This is a genomic window from uncultured Ruminococcus sp., from assembly GCF_947301925.1.
Lineage (GTDB): Bacteria > Bacillota > Clostridia > Oscillospirales > Ruminococcaceae > Ruminococcus.
On sequence record NZ_CAMYUE010000006.1, the window covers coordinates 104,055 to 121,702 of the forward strand.

General features: G+C 51.2%; 20 protein-coding genes. 9 read left to right on the forward strand and 11 right to left on the reverse strand.

The features are described 5' to 3' along the window. Window positions 1-36 precede the first annotated feature (36 nt). From Q0Y65_RS09200 to Q0Y65_RS09225, 6 genes are all read left to right on the forward strand, one after another. The gene (locus Q0Y65_RS09200; protein ID WP_297959076.1) at window positions 37-1,011 is read left to right on the forward strand and encodes a hypothetical protein; all 975 of its coding nucleotides are present in this window, start codon (window positions 37-39) and stop codon (window positions 1,009-1,011) included. A gap of 92 nt (window positions 1,012-1,103) precedes the next feature. After that, complete coding sequence (locus Q0Y65_RS09205; RefSeq protein WP_297959078.1) at window positions 1,104-2,360, forward strand: XAC2610-related protein; 1,257 nt, start codon at window positions 1,104-1,106, stop codon at window positions 2,358-2,360. Window positions 2,361-2,373: 13 nt separating this feature from the next. Then, window positions 2,374-3,591 (forward strand): XAC2610-related protein, encoded by a 1,218-nt coding sequence (locus Q0Y65_RS09210; RefSeq protein ID WP_297959080.1) that lies wholly within the window; start codon window positions 2,374-2,376, stop codon window positions 3,589-3,591. Between the two features lie 38 nt (window positions 3,592-3,629). Next, on the forward strand, window positions 3,630-4,397 hold the full coding sequence (locus Q0Y65_RS09215) for a class I SAM-dependent methyltransferase (RefSeq protein WP_297959082.1): 768 nt from the start codon (window positions 3,630-3,632) through the stop codon (window positions 4,395-4,397). Between the two features lie 13 nt (window positions 4,398-4,410). Then, window positions 4,411-5,283: an Hsp33 family molecular chaperone HslO gene (gene hslO, locus Q0Y65_RS09220; protein WP_297959083.1), complete on the forward strand. Its 873-nt coding sequence runs from the start codon at window positions 4,411-4,413 to the stop codon at window positions 5,281-5,283. 9 nt (window positions 5,284-5,292) lie between these two features. Continuing rightward, on the forward strand, window positions 5,293-5,958 hold the full coding sequence (locus tag Q0Y65_RS09225) for an HAD family hydrolase (protein WP_297959085.1): 666 nt from the start codon (window positions 5,293-5,295) through the stop codon (window positions 5,956-5,958). 43 nt (window positions 5,959-6,001) lie between these two features. Here the strand turns inward: Q0Y65_RS09225 and Q0Y65_RS09230 are convergent, their stop codons facing one another. Then, window positions 6,002-7,639: a glycosyl hydrolase 53 family protein gene (locus Q0Y65_RS09230; RefSeq protein WP_297959087.1), complete on the reverse strand. Its 1,638-nt coding sequence runs from the start codon at window positions 7,637-7,639 to the stop codon at window positions 6,002-6,004. 19 nt (window positions 7,640-7,658) lie between these two features. After that, entirely contained in the window at window positions 7,659-8,306 is a 648-nt protein-coding gene (locus tag Q0Y65_RS09235; RefSeq protein ID WP_297959089.1) for a nuclease-related domain-containing protein, read from the reverse strand. A 122-nt stretch (window positions 8,307-8,428) separates the two neighbouring features. Between Q0Y65_RS09235 and Q0Y65_RS09240 the strand changes: the two genes are divergently transcribed. After that, on the forward strand, window positions 8,429-8,647 hold the full coding sequence (locus Q0Y65_RS09240; protein WP_297959091.1) for a DUF378 domain-containing protein: 219 nt from the start codon (window positions 8,429-8,431) through the stop codon (window positions 8,645-8,647). Window positions 8,648-8,739: 92 nt separating this feature from the next. Here Q0Y65_RS09240 and rpsR read toward each other — a convergent pair whose 3' ends face one another. The 6 genes from rpsR to Q0Y65_RS09270 all read right to left on the reverse strand — a co-directional run bounded on the left by rpsR (window position 8,740) and on the right by Q0Y65_RS09270 (window position 12,756). Beyond that, window positions 8,740-8,982, reverse strand: a complete 243-nt coding sequence (gene rpsR / locus Q0Y65_RS09245; RefSeq protein ID WP_028519264.1) for a 30S ribosomal protein S18 — start codon at window positions 8,980-8,982, stop codon at window positions 8,740-8,742. 39 nt (window positions 8,983-9,021) lie between these two features. Beyond that, the gene (locus Q0Y65_RS09250; protein WP_297959093.1) at window positions 9,022-9,540 is read right to left on the reverse strand and encodes a single-stranded DNA-binding protein; all 519 of its coding nucleotides are present in this window, start codon (window positions 9,538-9,540) and stop codon (window positions 9,022-9,024) included. A gap of 29 nt (window positions 9,541-9,569) precedes the next feature. After that, the gene (rpsF, locus tag Q0Y65_RS09255) at window positions 9,570-9,866 is read right to left on the reverse strand and encodes a 30S ribosomal protein S6 (protein WP_109727101.1); all 297 of its coding nucleotides are present in this window, start codon (window positions 9,864-9,866) and stop codon (window positions 9,570-9,572) included. A 215-nt stretch (window positions 9,867-10,081) separates the two neighbouring features. Further along, a complete protein-coding gene (locus Q0Y65_RS09260; protein WP_297959095.1) occupies window positions 10,082-10,792 on the reverse strand; it encodes a hypothetical protein in 711 nt (236 codons plus the stop codon). 79 nt (window positions 10,793-10,871) lie between these two features. Continuing rightward, the gene (locus Q0Y65_RS09265) at window positions 10,872-11,573 is read right to left on the reverse strand and encodes a hypothetical protein (RefSeq protein WP_297959097.1); all 702 of its coding nucleotides are present in this window, start codon (window positions 11,571-11,573) and stop codon (window positions 10,872-10,874) included. A gap of 82 nt (window positions 11,574-11,655) precedes the next feature. After that, window positions 11,656-12,756: a hypothetical protein gene (locus Q0Y65_RS09270; protein WP_297959099.1), complete on the reverse strand. Its 1,101-nt coding sequence runs from the start codon at window positions 12,754-12,756 to the stop codon at window positions 11,656-11,658. 190 nt (window positions 12,757-12,946) lie between these two features. Here Q0Y65_RS09270 and Q0Y65_RS09275 point away from each other — a divergent pair, with 190 nt between their 5' ends. Both Q0Y65_RS09275 and ispF read left to right on the forward strand, forming a co-directional pair. Next, window positions 12,947-14,155 (forward strand): cation:proton antiporter, encoded by a 1,209-nt coding sequence (locus tag Q0Y65_RS09275; protein WP_297959101.1) that lies wholly within the window; start codon window positions 12,947-12,949, stop codon window positions 14,153-14,155. Between the two features lie 24 nt (window positions 14,156-14,179). After that, entirely contained in the window at window positions 14,180-14,656 is a 477-nt protein-coding gene (gene ispF, locus Q0Y65_RS09280) for a 2-C-methyl-D-erythritol 2,4-cyclodiphosphate synthase (protein ID WP_297959103.1), read from the forward strand. Between the two features lie 44 nt (window positions 14,657-14,700). On the opposite strand, the gene Q0Y65_RS15775 is transcribed toward ispF, so the two are convergent. From Q0Y65_RS15775 to Q0Y65_RS09295, 3 genes are read right to left on the reverse strand one after another with little or no spacing between them, the layout of a single operon-like run. Beyond that, complete coding sequence (locus Q0Y65_RS15775; RefSeq protein WP_363293538.1) at window positions 14,701-15,951, reverse strand: dockerin type I repeat-containing protein; 1,251 nt, start codon at window positions 15,949-15,951, stop codon at window positions 14,701-14,703. A 10-nt stretch (window positions 15,952-15,961) separates the two neighbouring features. After that, complete coding sequence (locus tag Q0Y65_RS09290) at window positions 15,962-16,303, reverse strand: phenylpyruvate tautomerase MIF-related protein (protein WP_297959105.1); 342 nt, start codon at window positions 16,301-16,303, stop codon at window positions 15,962-15,964. A 30-nt stretch (window positions 16,304-16,333) separates the two neighbouring features. Then, window positions 16,334-17,614: a methionine gamma-lyase family protein gene (locus Q0Y65_RS09295; RefSeq protein WP_297959107.1), complete on the reverse strand. Its 1,281-nt coding sequence runs from the start codon at window positions 17,612-17,614 to the stop codon at window positions 16,334-16,336. Between the last annotated feature and the right edge of the window lie 34 nt (window positions 17,615-17,648).

The window sequence follows — 17,648 nt, forward strand, 5'->3', positions numbered from 1 at the left end:
TTTACAGAGAAAAGAAAGGTTTTATGAGGTGACAATATGAAAAAGTTTGTTTTTCCCGTATTGATGCTCGCGCTTCTTGCGGGCTGCGGAAAGGTAAGCGACGCCTCCGGCGTTGAGAGCCGTATAAACATCGTTTCGGGTACCGTTGAGGGTACTACCCGCGACATCTCGACTACGGATACAGAGGTCACTACCGACGAAACATCCACCAAGAACGGCACTACTACCACCACAAAGACCGCAGGAGAAAAGGTATCGGGTTCTACTACCACCACCAAGAAGACCCGCGTACAGCCTGCCACAAGAGCTTCGGGCGGCGGCGGAGGTACCCGCGGTACCACAAGAGCTGTGCCCACCGCTCCAAGGACTACCACTACCGCACCACAGCCTACATCACAGACACCTACCATAGACCCGAAGGACTACAGCTCTATTTCCTTTGCACTGAATGAGAGCGCCAATGAGATAGACGTAACAAGGAACGGCGTCACAAACTCCATACAGGTGCTGAAGGACGTTGACCTGACAGACATAAGGAACGCTATGTCCAATGATTCATCAAAGACCATAAACGACTTCATCGTAAGGAACAACGATTTCGACTTTGACGGCTATCCCGATCTCTTTATCATAGAGAAGCCCGATGACCTCAATAAGACGGGAAAGTTCTACCGCTATGATCCCACAAAGGGCATATATTCGTCATGGAGCGAGCTCAACGGTCTCGGCTTTGACGGCGGCTCACGCGGCTATGAGATAATGCCAAATGCTACCGAAAACAGCCTGACTATCTATGACAAGAAGGATTCTCTCAATTATGAGGCCAAGACCTTCTCATGGAATGAGTACAATCTGCTGGTTCTGAGAAAATACGTCAAGCAGTACAACGACGGCGAGCTCATAGATACGGTCCTGTATGACGAGAACGGCCTTGAGACTCTCAGGGAGACCAGAGACAGCCAGGGCAATCTCATCGGAGGAGAGACTGAGGAGCAGCCTCAGAACGATTAATAACAGGATATGCTCACGGCTGAGCGGATATACAGGGGCTGTGCCGATAACGGCGCAGCCCCTTGTCACAGCAGGAAAGGAACAAACGCAATATGAACATGAAGCATTTCATCATACCAATCATCAGCGCTGCACTGCTTTCAGGCTGCTCGCAAGGAGCAAAGAGCTCAGTGCCCTCCGAACCGGAGACAACTGCCGCTGCGGCGACTTCAACTGAGCCCACCACCACAAAACCCATAGTCACCATAGCTTCACCGACGAGGAGAAAGGACGAGACCGTCCACTTCACGGTGGGAGTTCAGGGCAGCAGTGTCACGGTGCTACGCGGAGGAAGCGCCGTCGGCGTGATCGAGGCTGACGTACAGCTTGCGGGGCCGGAGGACGTTGTTATCGGGGACTTCAATTTTGACGGCTATGACGACCTGTTCATTTATGATGATGTATACACGGGAGCTTACTGGCTCTGTGTCCCCGATACCATGGAGTTCACACGGTCTGAGGCAATGGCTCTTGCGGACGGAAAGGCCCTGCTCATGGACGCGGACAGCTCCTCCCGCACCCTTACCATGAAGCATAATGTCGGTTACGGCAGCTGTGAGACTGTATACAGGTGGCAGGACGATGTGCTTGTGCCTGTGAGCTGCATTTGTGAATACACAAAAGGCTATGGTGACGACGCGGAAAGTCTGGTTGACGTCTTGGAGTTCGACGAAAAAGGCCGCAGGATCATCACCGAGAGAAGGCATATCAATTACAACACAGGCGCCTGCTTCAGGACAGAGACAGATGTGCCGTACCTCTGCACCACTGACAGCTCCGTGGACTATATGAAGGGACGGGAGCTTATACAGTCCATTGATGTGACGGGGCTGCCACAGCTCTATGACAGGATAAAGCAGAACGGAAAAGCCAAATATCTTCCGTATAGCAGCAACAACCTGAGTGACAGTGCCGATGTGCTCCTGCTCGAAGAAGACTATGACTTTGACGGGCATAATGACCTGCGGATACAGACGGATTCAGTGCTTGCAGGGGGCGATGACAAATATGTTTATTACCGCTATGACGAGGCTGCGGACAGATATACGGAGTGGCAGGAGCTCAATGAACTGGGCGCAGTTGCGGCCGATCCTTACAAAAAGGAGCTGTCATACTATGACAAGCTTACCCTTGACGAGGACCACAACTGCTATATCTTCATATGGGATGACGGAAAGCTTCGCCTGACAAAGCGCACATTTTATCACGGTGACAGCAATCAGTGTGATACATATGAGTATGATGAAGACGGAAACGAGCATTTTGTCCGTTCGGGTATCTACATAAAGGATAATTTCGATAAAGAATAAGAAAGGGTTTGCCATGAGACAGGAAAAGATATTATTATTGCTTGCGGGCAGTCTGCTGCTTGCAGGCTGTTCAGACAATAACGACTTGTCTGTGAGTATTTCAGAGCCTCCCACAGAGGCGGCTGAAACCACTGCTGCCGTGGAGAGTGCAGAGGACTTCAGGCTCTCGGCTAACGAGAGAGGCGCCACCATGCTCATCAACGGAGAGCCCGCAGGCAGTGTGGAATTTGATATTCCTCTCAGGGACGGAAAAAGCGTTCTGTCCGTGGATATCAATTTTGACGGCTATGACGATATTTTTGCCTGTCTGGACTACTACATGGCGGACTGCTGGGTATACGACCGTGAGGCAAAGGGCTTTGTCAAGGCGGGAGAAGCTCTTCCCATGGCCTTTGCCTACGATAAATTCAACATTCAGAGCATCACTTATGAAACGGACAAGAACGAAAAGACCGTCACCGTGACTCAGAACGACAATTCAAATGAGGGAAGCACCGTATACAAATGGCAGGGAGACAAACTTGTCCCGCTCAGCATGAGCACACGCTATTACACTGATGAGGGCGGCCCCTTTGTTGACAGATATTCATTTGACGATAAATGGCGGAAGGTGCTTGAAGAAAGGCAGCGTATCGACTATTCCACAGGCGAATGTATAAAGACCGAAAAGAATATTGAGTATTTCCGCGTGACAGACAGCTCCGTTGACTATATGAAGGGGGCAGAGCTGCTCCAGAGCATAGAGGTAAGCGGACTGCCCGAGGTGTGCGGCAGGATACTCGCAAGAGATGAGAGTATAAAGTATATGATCATAGGGCGGTACCATATGGCTGTTCCCGAGGACTATATCCTCTGTGAGGACGACTTCGACTTTGACGGTCACGGCGATCTGGCCATATATACAGGCTGTTCAGGGGAAAGCGGCGAGAAGAATCTTTACTACCGCTATGACAGCGCAAGCGGAAGCTATATCCCGTGGGAGGAGCTGAACAGGTTCGGTGAATATCAGCTCTTTATCATGGAGGACTCTGAGGAGATCGCTTACTATGACGATTTCTCAACTGATAAGGAGAACGATATGTATATACTGACCTGGACCGGCGGCAGCCTGAAGCTCAGCCAGAGAAGGCATTATACAAAGCAAAGAGGAATGTATAAGCTCTATGAGTATGACGCGCAGGGCAATGAGAGCTATGTGAAGGACGTAGTGCTTCCCACAGGCACATACTGAGGCTTCGGGACTATAAATACTATTCGGGAGATATTATTATGAGCGGATACAGTGCGTTTGCCCGTTATTATGACGAGCTCACCGCAAATATAGACTACAGGAAGAGGGGAGAGTTCTTCCACAGCATCATACAGCGGTTCAAGACCACAAAGGAGAATATCCTCCTTGATCTTGCCTGCGGTACGGGAAGCATATCCGAGGTCATGGCAGGTCTGGGCTACGACGTCATCGGCGTGGACAACTCCGACGAGATGCTGGGCATAGCCCTTGACAAGAAGTTCGACAGCGGACTGGCTATACAGTATCTGTGTCAGGATATGCGCAGGCTGGATATGTTCGGCACGGTGGATATCACCATATGCGCTCTTGACAGCATAAACCACCTCGCCTCCCTTGACGATGTAAGGAAGGTTTTTGAGAATGTGGCCTTCTTCTCCGAGCAGGATGGACTCTTTATATTCGACGTGAACACCCCATACAAGCACAGGGAAGTGCTGGCGAACAATACCTTCACCTATGAGACCGACAATGTGTACTGCGTATGGGAGAACACTCTCGATCCCGATACCCTTGAGGTAAAGATGCAGCTGGAGTTCTTCGAGCGCGAGGAAAACGGTCTTTATTCACGAAGCTCGGACAGCTTTTCGGAAAAGGCCTACAGCGAGGCGGATATCGAGAGGCTCCTTGCGGAATGCGACTTTGAGGTGCTGGGGAAATACGCCGAGGACAGCTTCGAGCCCCCCGCTGAGGATCAGCAGCGCATAGTCTATGCCGCAAGATGTATCAGAAGCGGCCAGAAATATTGAAAGGATAAGTTGAATGGGTAATTTATACAGAGCAATATCTGCGGACGGCTCCGCGTTTGCAGAGGTGCTTGACGCAAAGGACATAGTATCGGAGATAGAGCGTATACACAAGACCTCCGCGGTAGTGACAGCAGGTCTGGGAAGGCTTACCATTGCCGCTTCACTTATGGGCTATATGCTCAAGGGCGAGGAGGACAGCGTTACCCTCCGTGTGGACGGAGGCGGTCCTGCGGGACAGCTTGTGGCGGTTGCCGACAGCCGCGGAAACGTAAAGAGCTGCGTGAACAATCCCGTGGTGGAGATACCCCTCAATCCGCAGGGCAAGCTTGACGTTGGCGGAGCAGTGGGCAGGGACGGCACCCTCTCCGTAGTCAAGGATATGGGACTGAAAGAGCCCTATGTGGGCGTTATCCCTCTTGTTTCGGGAGAGATAGCCGAGGATATAGCAAGCTATTACGCCACCAGCGAGCAGATACCTACGGTGTGCAGCCTTGGTGTACTGGTAAATCCCGATCTTACCGTTAAGTCGGCAGGAGGCTTCCTTGTGCAGCTGCTGCCCTTTGCGGACGAGAAGTGCATAGATATCATCGAAAAGAATGTGGCTAAGATACGTCCCGTATCGGCTATGCTGGACGAGGGCGTAACTCCCGAGGAGATAGCCAATATGCTCCTTGAGGGACTTGAGCCCAATGTCCTTGATACAGCCGCTCCCGTGTACAGGTGCGATTGCAGCCGTGAGCGCACAGAAAGAGTTCTCATCAGCATAGGAAGGGACGAGCTGAAGGCCATAGCCGATGAGGGCAAGGACACAGCGGTGAGCTGCCATTTCTGCGGTAAGGAGTACGTTTTTTCTCCCGATGAGATAAGAAAGCTCATGGGCGAATAAGGAGGAGCTATGATAACTGCCATATTTGACCTTGACGGCACCATAGCCGATACCATAGCCGATCTGGGCGACGCTGTGAACTGCGGGCTTACGCAGCTGGGCTGTCCTGTCCACGGCTATGAGGCCTACAAGAAGATGGTGGGCAACGGCGCAAGAAAACTGTGCGAGAGGGCTCTGCCCGATGACAGAAAGGACATGGCCGAGGAGCTCCACGGCCTTTTCAAGGAGTATTACAGCTCCCACTATCTGGACAAGACAAGGCTGTACGACGGCATGAAGGAGACGTTGGAAAGGCTTCAGCAGAACGGGGTTTATCTTGCCGTGGCCACAAACAAGCCCGAGAGCGCAGCGCGGGACATAATTGCGGAGCTTCTGCCCAATATTGATTTTGTCCGTGTGCTGGGCGGCAGGGACGACAGACCCACCAAGCCCGACATTGCTATACTTACCGAGATATTCGCGGCTCTGCCGGACGAGGAGAACCGTGTGTTCATGATAGGCGACAGCAATGTGGACGTTCGGACGGCTAAGAATGCAGCCATAGAGTGTATCGGCTGCGCATGGGGCTTCCGCGGACGTTCCGAGCTGGAGGCCGAGGGCGCGGACTATATTGCCGAAAAGCCCGGAGATATTTTCGGTATTATTATGAGATCAGGACTGAATACCGTGAAATAAAAGCTCAGGGGCGCACAGTGTGCGCCCCTTTTTTGCGTGAAAATCACCAGTTGCTGATAGCCCGGTTGTTCGGATCGTATATATCGGAATCAAAAGGGAGCATGGTCACAGTGATCTTTGTCAGGTCACTGTCGGGATATCCCAGAACATAGCGTTGAAGCTTTACAAAGTCGGCAATATTGAAATATCCGTCGTTGTTAAGGTCGATAGTGTCGTCCGGGGTGCTGCTGTTGTTTGCGGAGACAAGCAGCTTTCGCAGCATTACTACATCGAATACATCTATGACGCCGTCGCTGTTGACATCGCCTCTTACAACGTCTATTTTTATTGTGGGAGTGGTGGTCGTAGTTGTAGTTGTTGTGGCAGTCGTCGTTGTGGTCGTAGTAGTTGTAGTAGTAGTCGTTGTTGTGACGGGCTTGCTCTGCGGGTAAATGTTCAGGAAGAGATCAAGGGACTCCAGAGGCTTTCCGTGGAAGTCGAAAAGCGCCTGATTATCGAAGGAGGAGCCTCCCGATTCAGTAACGTCCTTGTCATAGCCCTTGGCATAGGAAGTAGCCCAGCCTGTTCCGTATCTGTCCCAGTTGTTCCTCTGCTGTTCCCATGAGAGGTCGGGTATGCCCAGCCATGCAGGCTCCCAGTAGAAAACGCCGATACCGTGGCCGTTGCAGCCGGCAACAGTCCTGAACACATCGGTGACAGCCTTTATCTGACCGTCCACGGATACGGGATACTTCATCTCGCAGCCCTCATGTGTGGAGGTGACGCTGTTTGCGAAGTGGTCGCCGTCCTGATCGGTGTAGGGATAGGCGGTCTCGGCCACCATGACGTATTTATTGTACTTGTTGCCGATGTCGGTGAGAGTTTTTTGCAGATTATCCAGAGAGCCGTGCCAGTAGGAATAATATGAGGCGGCAAACACATCATAATCCAGGTTGCATTCGTCCATGACCTGAGCGTACCAGCCGAAGTGGCCGTTGCCTGCGTTGGCGAAGTGATGGGCTATGAGGATATTCCTGTCAAAGTCGCGGACTGCCTTTTCACCGCTGGAAAACAGGTCGCATATCTTGTACATATCCTTTTCGCCGCAGAAGAAGCACTCGGTCTCGTTTCCCACCTGCACCATGCCGATATCGCTGCCGTTCTCGGTGAGGTACTTCAGCACCCATGAGGTCCAGTTGTATATCTCGCCCTTGAGCTTGTTGTGGTCGTGGGGCTGCCAGTATTTGGGACGGGTCTGCTTTGCGGGATCCGCCCAGAAGTCGGAATACTGTATATCCGCAAGGAGCTTCATGCCGTTTTCCGCAGCACGTTTGCCTATCTTTGCGGCAGTTTCGAGATCGGAGTGACCGCCGCCGTAGGTGTTGCCGTTGTCGTCATGGGGCTCGTTCCATATCCTGACGCGGATATAGTTGACGCCGTGAACTGCAAGCGTTCTGAATATATCCTGCTCATTGCCGTTATCGTCATAGAACTTCATGCCTGCCTCCTCAAGGGAGATAACGGAGGAGATATCCACTCCGCGGATAGGCTCTCCGCCGTTGATGCGGCTGTCGAAGTCGGTGAAGGTAACTGCGGGGATGTCAGCTGCCTCTGCGTCGCGGCAGGTGATACTGCCTGCTGACACAGAATGGAAGGCCATCAGCGCGGCAGCTGCCGACGCTATGAATCTGCTGATTTTCATGATATCCTCCTTTACACGGTCAGTCGTTCTTCTTGCGTGTTCTTATCCACATCTTCTTCAGGGGGTTCTTTACCTGCATATCAGAGAAGTAATTGTACAGCACGTCCTGATTGCAGCCTGCGTCGGGGAGGGAGTTGTAGAACTTCTCAAGTCCCCTGATATCCATGCCGATCTCGGGAGGGAACTGGATATCCCTGGCCGAGAACACCACGGCACCGTTGACGGGAGTCTTGTCGAAGCCGCCCTTTTTCAGGTGGTGGATAACATTGTCCATATGTGTTTTGTTCTGGAGCTGAGGATTATATAGCTTATGGGTCTTGCTGCCTATCTTATGGGTGAGGTTCTTGCCGCTGCCGGATACCGAGCCCGAAATGCCCTTGGTCTCCACAACGAGTATACCGAAACGGCCGAACACAAGGTGATCCACCTCGCAGGCCTTGTTGTAGAGGGGGAGATAGGCGTTGTTTATGATACGGATATGATCTTTTTTGCCCAGCTTCTTCAGCACCTTTGCCACCTTGCGCTCGGCAGCTCTGCCCTTGCGCTTGCCCTTGCTGAAGTGAACGCCTATGTAGAGTATCAGCAGGAGAGCTGCTGCTGCGGCAATACCAATGAGTATCCATGTTTTTTTGTCAAGACCAAAAAGCGTAATATTAACAAAATCCATAATTTTCTCCTTTCAGGATGAATAATTCCGATCCTTGCGGCGATAATAGCAGTGTACCGCTGAAGCGCGGCTGCGGCCGACATCAGTGGTCTCAAAATCCCGAATAAAGAGGTGTTCTCAATATGTGGGACAAAATAGCTCTTATTCTTCTGATAATCGGAGGAATAAACTGGGGACTGGTCGGTATATTCGAGTTTGACATGGTGGCATGGCTCTTAGGCGGCACAGACAGTGTCGTAAGCCGTGCGGTCTACATTCTCGTAGCCATTTCGGCAGTCTGGTGCATATCCCTTCTCTTCCGCAGAGACGGGGAGCTGGCAGTCCAGGGCGCTGACCGATAGACCCACTCGCTCCTTTTACGATGCCGTAAGGAGCGGTTACATATGCGGATATGCAAAAAGGGAGGCATAAATGCCTCCCTTGAGTTTTATGATTAGTCGCTGATATAAGGAAGCAGAGCGATATGTCTTGCTCTCTTGATAGCAACTGTGAGCTCACGCTGGTGGTAAGCGCAAGTGCCTGTTACACGTCTCGGAAGAATCTTAGCTCTCTCGGTCATGCACTTTCTGAGCTTAGCGAGATCCTTGTAATCGATCTTCTCGATCCTGTCAGCACAGAACATACAAACCTTCTTGCGGGGCTTCTTCGAGGGACGGGAATTTCTTTCCTTTTCCATGACTTTTCCTCCTATCGTAATAAAGTAAAGTTAACGTACTCAGAACGGAACGTCGCCGTCGCTGAGTATCTCCTCAAAATCGCTGAGGTTGCCGTAAGACATACTGTCATTGGCAGCGGGCTGCTGGGGAGCTGCCTGCTGAGGAGGAGCGGAATAATTGTTATTGTAATTGTTCTGGGGAGCGCCGTAGCCGCCGCCGTTCTGATAACCGCCGCCGTTGCCGCCGCTTTCGCCCTTGCCGCCCACGAATTCAACATTATCCACCTGCACGTCCATGGTGTAGTGGGTGATATCGGGGTGATTCCTGTCCTGATAGTTGTTATTTCTGAGAGAGCCCTCTATGCAGATGAGCTTGCCCTTGTTGAAATAACGGGAAACGAACTCTGCGGTCTGTCTCCATGCTGTACAGGTGATGAAATCAGCCTGCCTCTCGCCTGTGGTCTTATCGGCGAAGCGCCTGTCCACAGCGACAGTGAATCTGCATGAAGCGATACCGCTCTGAGTCTGTCTCAGTTCGGGATCAGCAGTAAGTCTGCCGACTAAAATAACCTTATTCATCTGACCGCCTCCTAAATAATGAAGTAGAATTATTCAACAACTGTAACGAGTGAACGAAGAACGCCGTCTGTGATGTTGAGACGTCTTGAAAGCTCAGCGGGATAATCGGGCTGTGACTGGAATGTGTAGATCACATAGTAGCCTTCTGTCTCGTCCTCGATAGGATATGCAAGCTTGCGCTTACCCCAATCCTCGTTGACTTCAACAGCTTCGGCGTGACGCTCGATTCTCTCCTTGAACTTCTCTACGAGAGCCTTCATAGGCTCCTCGCCGTTCTTGAGGCTGAAAACAACCATTACTTCATACTTAGCGGATACCTTTGCCATTTAGCACACCTCCTTCTGGGATCATGCCCGGCAACTTACTGCGGGCAAGGATAATAATAGTACCTGTTTACACAAGATACTCAATTATTATACCATTTCATAAAGGGCTTGTCAAGCATTTTTTTGAAAAAACTGTAGCAACAGAATTCAACTTAAATATGCAGAGTTTATGTGTATCCCTCCGCCTCAGGCAGGGGGATACAGGCTTTCGGGGGTTATTCTGCCGTATCTTCCGTCTTTTTGCCCCAGCAGGCAAAAGAGCCCACGGTTCTTGGAAACGAGGGCTCGGTCACATAGTTGTCCTTGTAGTCCTCGGCGTTGAAGGTGATGGGATCGGCATCGGGAAGCTTTATGAGCTTATCCCGGGAGGAAGGTGAACTCCAGAGTAACAGATTGCCGCTTTCGTCAAAGTCAAAATGTTCATCGAGGACATCATCGGCTTTGTCGGGGTAAACCGCATCAAGTGCATATCCCACAGGGTAAGATGAGTTTTTCCATACGGTCGTATAATGGAAGGTGATACTGTGTTCCTTTTGCTCACAGTTAAAGACGTTTATTACGCCGTCAAATGCGCTGATTACCTCTCCGTTGTATGGGCTGAAAAATACATAGAAATCGCCGCGGAATCTGTCGTCGTAGGGCTTATCGGGCGTTTTTTCAGCCTTTATCTGTATCTCATATACGCCTGCGTCTATCCAAATATGATCTTTGTCATCGTTTGTGAAGGTGGTAGTTGTGACGGTTTCTGCGGCGGTAGTTGTAACGGTCGAAGTTGTCGTAACAGCCTTTGTTGTTGCAGATGTTGTCGTTACAGCTACTGTGGCGGGAGAAGTCGTGGGTTCCGAGGCCTTTCGGGAACTGTTATCCTTTGAGGCACAGCCGCATAACATGGTAAGAGCTATTGTTGATATGAGTATTTTTTTCATATTAATATTCATTCCTTATGCAAAAAAGATAATTAAAGCCATTATATTTGTCAGCCATTGACAATAGTATCTTCGGTGATCAGCCGAGCTTTTTGCCCCAGCAGGCATAAGAGCCCACGGCTCTTGGGGGCATAGACTCGGTCACATAGTTGTCCTTGTAGTCCTCGGCGTTGAAGGAGTGGGGATCGGCGTCGGGAAGCTTTATGAGCTTTTCCATAGTGGAAGGTGAACTCCAGAGTGTCAGATCGCCGTTTTCGTCAAAGTCAAAATATCTGTAATTGATATCATCGGATTTGTCCGGGTAGACCACATCATATTCATAACCCACAGGAAGGGAGGAGTTTTTCCATACACTCGTATAGTGGAAGGTGATACTGTGTTCCTTTTGCTCGCAGGTAAAGACGCTTATTACGCCATCAAATGCGCTGATTATCTCTCCGTTGTATGGACTGAAAAATACATAGAATTCGCCGAGAAATCTGTCGTCATAGGGCTTATCTGGTGTTTTTTCAGCCTTCAGCTGTATCTCATAGACGCCTGTGTCTACCCAAACATGGTCTTCATCGTTATCTGTGGAGGTGGTAGTTGCTTCTGTTGTGGAAGCTGTTGTCGTAACCGTTGTAGTTGCGGTAACTGTTGTCGTAGCTTCAGCAGAAGCAGGAGCTGTCGTTGTTATAGCTTCTGCGGCCGTGGGTTCGGCGGATTTGTTTGAGCTGTTATCCTTTGAGGTACAGCCGCAGAGCATGGTAAGAGCTAATGCTGATATGAGTATTTTTTTCATATTACGGTTCATTCCTTATGCAAATTAGTTAATTAAAGCCATTATATTTGTCAGCCATTGACAATAGCTACCGTTCCAGTGATTAGTCGAGCTTTTTTCCTAAAGCGGAATAGGCGCCCACGGTCCTGGGCTGATCCGTATTGGCAACGTAGTTGTCCCTGTAGTCCTCGGCGTTGAAGGTATCGGGATCAACACCCGGGAGTTTTATAAGCTTATTCATGCTTGTAGATGAGAAAGCGAGTGTCAGGTTGTCGTTTTCGTCGTAAAACAGGTGGTCATAATACTCATCATCGGGATCATTGGAGAAAACAACATCATATTCCGTATCCATTGCTCCGGAGTCGTTTTCCCCGACAGTAATACAGTGGAAGACCATGCTGTTTTTCTTCTGCACACAGGTGAATTCGGTCAATATGCCGTCAATTGCACTGTAACACTCTCCGTGGTTTGCGTCGTAGAACACATAGAACTCGCCGCGGAATCTGTCATCGTAGGGCTTGTCAGGCGTTTTTTCAGCCTTGATCTGTACCTCATAGACTCCTCTGTCAGCCCATACATAGTCCTCGTCTTCCTGAACCTTTTTCCCGAGCACCTGTTCTTCAAAGTCGGTCCGGACGTTTGAGCCTATAATGTAATCGTCGATATAGTCTTCGACGTTGAAGGTATCGGGATCAACGTCGGCGAGCTTTAAATAGGTCGTTCTGTTGAATTCTCCGCCACAGACTACATTGCCGTTTTTGACAAGGCCGGGAGTTAGTTTGGAATCCGATGAATAGCTGAATTTTCCTCCCGAATAGTATTCGCTGTGGAAGATTATCCTGTCTTTTTTCTGCTCGCAGGTGAATTTTTCTGTCAGACCGCTGTAAACGTTTATGACCTCACCGTGAGTTTCATCGAAAAAGCAGTAGAAATCACCGTTATATCTGTTATCGCAGGCGGGATCATTGTCCCTTTCGCCCGTTCTGACTTCGTATACGCCTTTTGTGAACCAGACATAGTCCTCTTCGTCATTCCGGGCTGTAGTAGTTGTTGTTACGGCAGTTGCAGTGACAGTTTCGGTTGTCGATACAGTCTGTGTTTCGGGAACTGTTGTGGTATCAGCCGTGACTGTGGAGTTTTTGCTCTCCGAGCTGCAACCGCACAGGGCAGCAAGCATTATTATTGGTATGATGTACTTTTTCATATTGAGCCTTTCATGTTTTATTTTTATAAAAAGCATTATACCACAGCCGCAGTTTTTTGGCAATACATTCATTGCTGTTTTATTGTTGCACTGCTTTAATAAAAAGTTGACAACTGCAAAGTTTCATAGTATAATAATAGCAGACGGGAGCATATATGCTCCCTTTATTTGCGAAAGGATATGTAAATGAATGGAGACTTACAGGATACTCAAGGATCTTGCCATAGTATTCATATGCGCCAAGGGCGCGGGACTGCTGGCAAGGAAGCTGAAGGCTCCCATGGTAGTGGGAGAGATAATCTCGGGACTTATCATAGGCCCCTGTCTGCTGGGCTGGGTACAGCCCAATGACTTCATCGGCCAGATGGCCGAGATAGGCGTTGTGCTCATCATGTTTTCCGCAGGACTGGAGACCAATCTTCAGGAGCTGAAAAAATCGGGCTTTGCCGCCTTCCTTATCGCCTGCGTGGGAGTGCTGGTGCCGCTGATAGGCGGTACGCTGCTGTATATGTGCATATACGGCTTTGCCTCGGTGGGCACGGACGAGTTCTTCAAGGCGGTGTTCATCGGCTGTATCATGACGGCAACCTCCGTCGGCATAACAGTTGAGGTGCTCAAGGAGATGGGCAAGCTCAAGACCCGCGTGGGACAGACCATTCTCAGCGCCGCCATAATCGACGACGTCATCGGTATCATAGTTCTCACCTTTGTGCTTGGCTTCAAGGACCCCGACAGCAATACTCTCCTTGTAACGGGCAAGATACTGCTCTTCCTGGTGCTGTCTCTGGTGCTGGGCTTCATAATATACAAGGTGTTCAAGTTCTACGACGACAGGCACGCCCACACAAGGCGTATCCCAATTATTGCCATAACGCTCTGCTTTGCCATGGCCTTCGTAGCTGAGAAGTATTTCGGCATAGCCGATATCACAGGCGCGTATATCGCAGGCATAATCCTCTGCAATGTCCGCGATGCCGAGTACATAGACCGCCGCGTCAGCATCAACGGCTATATGTTCTTTGCGCCGGTTTTCTTCGTGAGCATCGGACTGAAAACGGATTTCAGCAGCGTGGATTCAAGCATGATAGTATTCTCCATAGGCTTTGTCATAGTGGCAATGATCAGCAAGATCATAGGCTGCGGACTTGTGTCGAAATGCTTTAAGTACAGCTGGACAGACTGTCTGAAGATAGGCGTGGGAATGATGACCCGCGGAGAGGTAGCCCTCATCATCACAAACAAGGGACTTGGCCTTGGTATAATAGACTCGTCGTACTTCACGGCGGTAATACTTCTCATAATCGTTTCAAGCATAGTAACGCCCGTATTGCTGAAGCTGCTTTTCGGAAAATCGCATGACAGCGGCGAAAAGGAAGCGGCAGTGCAGGCGGCGAAGTAATATGATCCCCGAAAGGAGAAAGATATGTTCAGGATAGGTCACGGATACGACGTACACAAGCTTGTTGAGGGCAGGAAGCTCATTCTCGGCGGTGTTGAGATACCTCATGTTACGGGACTTCTCGGTCACTCCGACGCGGACGTTCTCGTCCACGCCATAATGGACGCCATGCTGGGAGCTCTGGCCATGGGTGATATAGGCCATCTTTTCCCCGATAACGACAACAGCTTCAAGGACGCCGACAGCATGAAGCTCATGGCGGAGGTATGCCGCAGAGTGAGAGCCGAGGGCTGGGAGATAGGCAATATCGACGCAACGATAATAGCGCAGGCACCGAAGCTTGCTCCCCATATAATGACGATGAGGGAGAATATCGCAAGAGTATGCGGCTGCGACGTATCGCAGATCAGCGTCAAGGCCACCACCGAGGAGCACCTGGGCTTCACAGGCGAGAAGCTGGGAATGTCCGCCCATGCAGTGGCACTCATGCAGAAAGTGTAAAAAATCCCCGAAGCTTTATGGCTTCGGGGATTTTTGTATATCCGTCAGTCAGCGCTGATTTCAAGGCTGCTTATCTTGTGGAGCAGATACTCCTGTATACGCAGTGCGTCATTGGAGGTAAGCCCCTCTGTGGAGCTGTCCACGTCGCCGTTGAGCTTGCCCTGCTCAGTCAGGTGCTTGGGATCCGTTCCTGTGAGTCCGTACTTATTCGGATTTGCAAGGCTCTGCATGATGAGTATAGCGTCTGCCAGCTCCACCTTTTCATCACAGTTGGTATCGCCGTAAAGGATATCAGCGGGAGGCGCAGTGGTAGTCGTTGATGTGACGGTCGTTGACGTTGTGGTAGTAGTGGTTGTGGTGGTAGTTGTAGTGGTAACAGGCGGCTTTTCGGTTATCGGAGCCATGCTGGGCTTGGTATCGCCCCACCAGTCCCAGCGGTCGGGAGTGCGGTACTTGTTGATCTTCTCGCCGTTTGCAGAGGTCCAGGTGAACACGTTGTCGTAAAGGTGTCCCTCATAGTAGTAGAACTGCGCCATTGCGCATATCTCATCGGCATATGTGGCGTAGGCGCCGTCGTCCTCAGCCATGTTGCACCAGCCTGTGTTGAAGCCCTTGAGGCTGTTCCTTACTACCTGATAGTCGGTCATTCCCTGCTGGTTCATGCAGATCTCCGCAAAGTGGAGTATCTTTCTGATACCCATATGATTGGATATGATGCAGTCGTAGAAGTTCTGCGGGGTAAAGGAATACTGGTACATCTCGGGGACGTTGTCCTCTGGCATGAACTTGGGGTCGCAGTCCGCAAAGGCCGTAACGGCGGTCTGCAAGGTGCCGTATGCGTGGGCGGAGTTAACGCCCCAGCCGTCCTCGTAGGCGGTCTCGTGGTCAGAGCCTATCTTGCCCTCGCCGAGAGTTGATTCTCTCGACCCCAGTCCTAAGAACAGAGCATACATTTTCTCGCGGTCGGGCTGTCCCAGACGTGTGGAAATGAGGTCCCAGTGCTCGTCTATCTCCTTGTAGAGAGCGTACTTTACTTCCTGTACGGTCATTTTATGGTTGATCGCGCGTATCTCCTCAGCTGAGGCGTCCGCGGGAGTGTTCCTCTCGCCGAAATTCAGGGGGTTGCCTACGCCCTCAGCCTGTATATCACGGGAGGTATCGTGCAGGGGCTCGCAGGTCTCTCCGGCGAAGCACCATTCGTCCGCATGGACCGTTGAGCTGCCGAGACCTGTCACTGCTGATGAAGTGCATATCACCGCAGCGGTGAGAAGTCCCCATAATCTGTTGAATCTCATAGCTGTCACCTCAGAAGTTGGAGCCGTTCCAGCCCCAGTCGCTGGTACCTGTGTACTTGACGTATACCCTGTCCGATGGTACGCCGATATTGTCTGTGAGAATGCCTGTGATATGGCTGGTGAGGGTAGTCAGCGCATTTGAGGAAGCGCTGCCGAATATGGATACTTCTACCATAGCGGCGGGAGCGTCCTCTCCCTTGAACCACAGGTCGTACTCTGGCTCGATGCCTACCATGAGCCAGCCCTCGGACTTGCCGGGGATAGCGGTTATAGCTCTGCCCAGAGCTGATTTGATACTGGTTTTCTGCTCCGCAGATACGGAGACATTGGTCTTGACGTTGATGAATGGCATGATGAATTCCTCCTCATTGTGATTTCTTGTTTATATACTTATAAGCCCTTCCGAGAGCATTTCCTGTGCCGCAAGCATTACGCCCAGCCTGCCGCTGGTGTAGGTTATTCCTCCCTGCATCCATACAGCGTAGGGTTCGCGGAGAGGAGCGTCTGCGGAGAGCTCGATAGACGCGCCGTTGGTGAAGGCTCCTGCCGCCATGATGACCTGACTTGAATAGCCGGGCATATCCCAGGGCTCGGGAGTAACGAAGGAGTCCACGGGAGCGCCCTTCTGTATACCCCGGCAGAAAGCGCAGAGGTGCTCTGCGTCGCCAAGCTGCACGGCTGTGATGATATCTCCTCTGGGGTCGTCCTTGCGGGGCGAGCATTCAAAGCCCAGCATAGTAAAGAGCTCGCTGGCGAACATAGCGGTCTTGACAGCATTTGCCACCACATCGGGAGCAAAGAAAAGTCCCAGCAGCATCTCGCGGTTCATGCCGAGAGTGCAGCCTACCTCCTTGCCCATGCCCACGCAGGTTAGACGATAGGAGCAGAGCTCCACAAGGTCGGTTCTGCCTGCGATATATCCGCCTGTACGGGCGATACCGCCGCCGGCGTTCTTTATAAGGGAGCCGATGATGACGTCAGCGCCTACAGCTGTGGGCTCTCTGTCCTCGATGAACTCGCCGTAGCAGTTGTCCACCATTATTATAATGTCGGGGTTGCCCTTTTTAGCGGCTTTTATCATCTTTTCGATGTCGGCGATTGTAAAGGCACCGCGGAGCGAATAGCCGCGGGAGCGCTGTATGTAGGCCACCTTGGCGTCCTTTACGGCCTCGGTTATCTCGTCAGGCCTGGGAGTACCGTCCTCGTTGAGGTCCACCTGACCGTATTCCACGCCGTAGTCCATAAGTGAGCCGCTGCCCTTGCTGCCGCTGAGTCCGATGACCTCCTCGAGGGTGTCGTAGGGCTTGCCTGTAATAGATACTATCTTGTCGCCTGTGCGGAGGACTCCGAAGAGCGCAACGGAAAGGGCGTGAGTGCCCGATACGAAGTTGAAGCGCACCAGTGCGTCCTCGGCGCCGAGAGCCTGTGCAAAGACCTTGTCTATGACCTCTCTGCCCATGTCGCCGTAGCCGTAGCCTGTAGAGCCGTAGAAGCAGGGCTCGCTTACCTTGTTGTCGGAGAAGGCCTTCAGCACCTTTGCACCGCAGTATTCGGCGGTCTCCTCGGCCTTGCGGAAGGCGTCGGCGCAGTTTTTCTCTGCCTGAGCGGCCAGCTCGGCAAGTCTGCTGTCGAAGCCGTATAATTCGTTTATCTTACTGTTCATGTTTTATCCTTTCCTGCCGGTATACGCAAAATAC

Coding starts and splice junctions, on each gene's coding strand:
- Q0Y65_RS09200 (WP_297959076.1), top strand. CDS start 37: ATGAAAAAGTTTGTTTTTCCCGTATTGATGCTCGCGCTTCTTGCGGGC.
- Q0Y65_RS09205 (WP_297959078.1), top strand. CDS start 1,104: ATGAACATGAAGCATTTCATCATACCAATCATCAGCGCTGCACTGCTT.
- Q0Y65_RS09210 (WP_297959080.1), top strand. CDS start 2,374: ATGAGACAGGAAAAGATATTATTATTGCTTGCGGGCAGTCTGCTGCTT.
- Q0Y65_RS09215 (WP_297959082.1), top strand. CDS start 3,630: ATGAGCGGATACAGTGCGTTTGCCCGTTATTATGACGAGCTCACCGCA.
- hslO (WP_297959083.1), top strand. CDS start 4,411: ATGGGTAATTTATACAGAGCAATATCTGCGGACGGCTCCGCGTTTGCA.
- Q0Y65_RS09225 (WP_297959085.1), top strand. CDS start 5,293: ATGATAACTGCCATATTTGACCTTGACGGCACCATAGCCGATACCATA.
- Q0Y65_RS09230 (WP_297959087.1), bottom strand. CDS start 7,639: ATGAAAATCAGCAGATTCATAGCGTCGGCAGCTGCCGCGCTGATGGCC.
- Q0Y65_RS09235 (WP_297959089.1), bottom strand. CDS start 8,306: ATGGATTTTGTTAATATTACGCTTTTTGGTCTTGACAAAAAAACATGG.
- Q0Y65_RS09240 (WP_297959091.1), top strand. CDS start 8,429: ATGTGGGACAAAATAGCTCTTATTCTTCTGATAATCGGAGGAATAAAC.
- rpsR (WP_028519264.1), bottom strand. CDS start 8,982: ATGGAAAAGGAAAGAAATTCCCGTCCCTCGAAGAAGCCCCGCAAGAAG.
- Q0Y65_RS09250 (WP_297959093.1), bottom strand. CDS start 9,540: ATGAATAAGGTTATTTTAGTCGGCAGACTTACTGCTGATCCCGAACTG.
- rpsF (WP_109727101.1), bottom strand. CDS start 9,866: ATGGCAAAGGTATCCGCTAAGTATGAAGTAATGGTTGTTTTCAGCCTC.
- Q0Y65_RS09260 (WP_297959095.1), bottom strand. CDS start 10,792: ATGAAAAAAATACTCATATCAACAATAGCTCTTACCATGTTATGCGGC.
- Q0Y65_RS09265 (WP_297959097.1), bottom strand. CDS start 11,573: ATGAAAAAAATACTCATATCAGCATTAGCTCTTACCATGCTCTGCGGC.
- Q0Y65_RS09270 (WP_297959099.1), bottom strand. CDS start 12,756: ATGAAAAAGTACATCATACCAATAATAATGCTTGCTGCCCTGTGCGGT.
- Q0Y65_RS09275 (WP_297959101.1), top strand. CDS start 12,947: ATGGAGACTTACAGGATACTCAAGGATCTTGCCATAGTATTCATATGC.
- ispF (WP_297959103.1), top strand. CDS start 14,180: ATGTTCAGGATAGGTCACGGATACGACGTACACAAGCTTGTTGAGGGC.
- Q0Y65_RS15775 (WP_363293538.1), bottom strand. CDS start 15,951: ATGAGATTCAACAGATTATGGGGACTTCTCACCGCTGCGGTGATATGC.
- Q0Y65_RS09290 (WP_297959105.1), bottom strand. CDS start 16,303: ATGCCATTCATCAACGTCAAGACCAATGTCTCCGTATCTGCGGAGCAG.
- Q0Y65_RS09295 (WP_297959107.1), bottom strand. CDS start 17,614: ATGAACAGTAAGATAAACGAATTATACGGCTTCGACAGCAGACTTGCC.